The sequence below is a fragment of the Proteus sp. G2675 genome, assembly GCF_963886535.1.
Taxonomy (GTDB): Bacteria; Pseudomonadota; Gammaproteobacteria; order Enterobacterales; family Enterobacteriaceae; genus Proteus; species Proteus mirabilis.
The window spans coordinates 1-2,052 of the sequence record NZ_CAWPCB010000030.1; the positions used below are offsets into that span (position 1 = coordinate 1).

A 2,052-nucleotide genomic window follows, 5' to 3' on the forward strand; every position below is an offset into this window, starting at 1 on the left:
GGGGGTTATCACTGTACAGTGAAGATGGAGCACGGGTCTTTAATACGGACTATTTGCCTTTTACCCGAGGAAAATCAATGGCATTGTTATTACGGGAGGGGAGTGTAGAGACTCCATATAGTTTGCCTTTAGTCTGTGCAACAAGTCAGTTTGTGAATGCGTCTTATCAGGATGATCCTATTGATTGGGCCAAGCGCAATACGGGGATACGTTTTCGGGGAAAACAGATTTTTGTGAGCGAACAAATACGTGATGCTCATCGGCAACATCATGTAGAGCAACGTATTCCCTTTTATGTCCTTAATGGTTCACATTATTTTTAATAAAATGAATACCTGTCTATATTTATGTGGGATACATGTCGCTTTTCTTTATTGGCATAATGCTTTCTGCTGATAATGATTGTTTTGCTTTAATCATTTCTTTTTCATTTGAAAATTTATAATTAGGCAATAGTTCTTTAGGTTTGACACCTAAAATAAACGCGATAGAGAATAAATGTTCTACTGTTATTTTGGTATGTCCATTCTCTATACGTGAATAGTGCTGTTGACTTATTTCCAATGAATGGGCTATTTCAATGCCTGTCACCCCTAATTCTTTTCTTTTTTGTTTTATTTTTTTACTGATGATGTAATTCAATGTATTCATGATATTGTCCTGATTATAAATATCCTGCAACTAAACTAGATAAAGCAAAAAGTTATAAGATTAATTTATTTTAAATAAAAATACGGGGTTTTTATATTGTTTATTTCATTTTATGAGGTTGGTGTGCATTTTTTTGTTTTTTTTCAATCGGTTGTGTGGTTTTTTTAGGCGCAGATGACTATTTATTCGATATTTCAATGTTGTGTTAATAATGAAATTATATAATTAATAAAATTTTTGCTTATTTGTTGAGCATCTTGCTCTTTTTTACTATTTATCAAATGATAAAACCTCTGTAAATAATATTGGTTTTTATTATCATTCGCTTTTTCTGCTTTGTTGAGAGATATTTATACTGGTTATTTCTATTTTGAGTAGATAATTATAATGAAAATTAACTTTAATATAAAAAATAAAATGAAATCATTGAGTGTCATTTTTTATTATTGATTATGTCTTTAATGTATTGTATTAATATTTTGTTCATTAGGTTTTCATTTGAAAATCTTAACATTACGTTTATTAAAATTTAGCCCGTATTTATACGGTTTTTTTATGAATATCAGTTTTTTACTAATGTTATTGCGAATTTAATTATAATATATAGCTAAAAAACTAAGAAAATTAGTGAAAATTTCTATTGAATTATAATCACATTATAATTTTTAAAATTTTAGTTAATTGCAGTTTGGTTTGAGATTAATAGAAAGTAGCTGATGTAAAGTATATTGCTTAGTGCTAATATTGATAATTTAATCAAATGATTGCGTTATTATATCATTTCTTAAGTTAAATAATTGTTTTTTTTGTATAAAGAAAGCAATTTTAATGAAATTTAAAAACAATTAATATCATTGTTAAAAGATTATAAGATTTAATTAATGTAAGAATATTTACTTTGTGAATTTTATCATATAGTATTTCTTTCTTTAATGTCATAACTCATTGGGTTTATTTCTTTATTTATGAATTTTATATTGAATTGTAAATTCAGATTTTGTCTGTTATTTATTCTATTTCTGAGTTTTCATAGTATTGCGAATGACGATTATAATAAAAAAAGTAATAATTTAATAACTGAGGCTCAATTGGTTGAGGATCCTACTCTATTATTACGATTATTTATTCCTGCATTAATTAGAAATGATGTAGAAGGTGTTGGATTATTACTTTCTATTTATGAAAAACAAAAAAAAACAGAAAATGATGAGTTGTTAATATGGGGTAATGCTATTATTTCTCGTAAGAATAAAGACTTAGATAAGTCAATATCATTATATAGAAGTTTAGTTTCTAGAAATCCTAAATTAGTATTTGCTCGATTACAGTTAGCAATTTCATTATTTGAAAATAAAGAGAATGAGGCGGCATTAGAACAATTTGATAAACTGAAAAGCGAAA

General features: G+C 26.5%; 1 protein-coding gene and 2 pseudogenes. 2 read left to right on the top strand and 1 reads right to left on the bottom strand.

Annotated elements, in window-relative coordinates:
• Positions 1-323, top strand: a pseudogene (locus AACQ49_RS08080) (hypothetical protein); the annotation flags it as partial.
• A gap of 22 nt (positions 324-345) precedes the next feature.
• Here AACQ49_RS08080 and AACQ49_RS08085 read toward each other — a convergent pair.
• A complete protein-coding gene (locus tag AACQ49_RS08085) occupies positions 346-651 on the bottom strand; it encodes a helix-turn-helix domain-containing protein (RefSeq protein ID WP_036905765.1) in 306 nt (101 codons plus the stop codon).
• 1,088 nt (positions 652-1,739) lie between these two features.
• Here AACQ49_RS08085 and AACQ49_RS08090 point away from each other — a divergent pair.
• A pseudogene (locus AACQ49_RS08090) lies at positions 1,740-2,052 on the top strand (hypothetical protein); the annotation flags it as partial.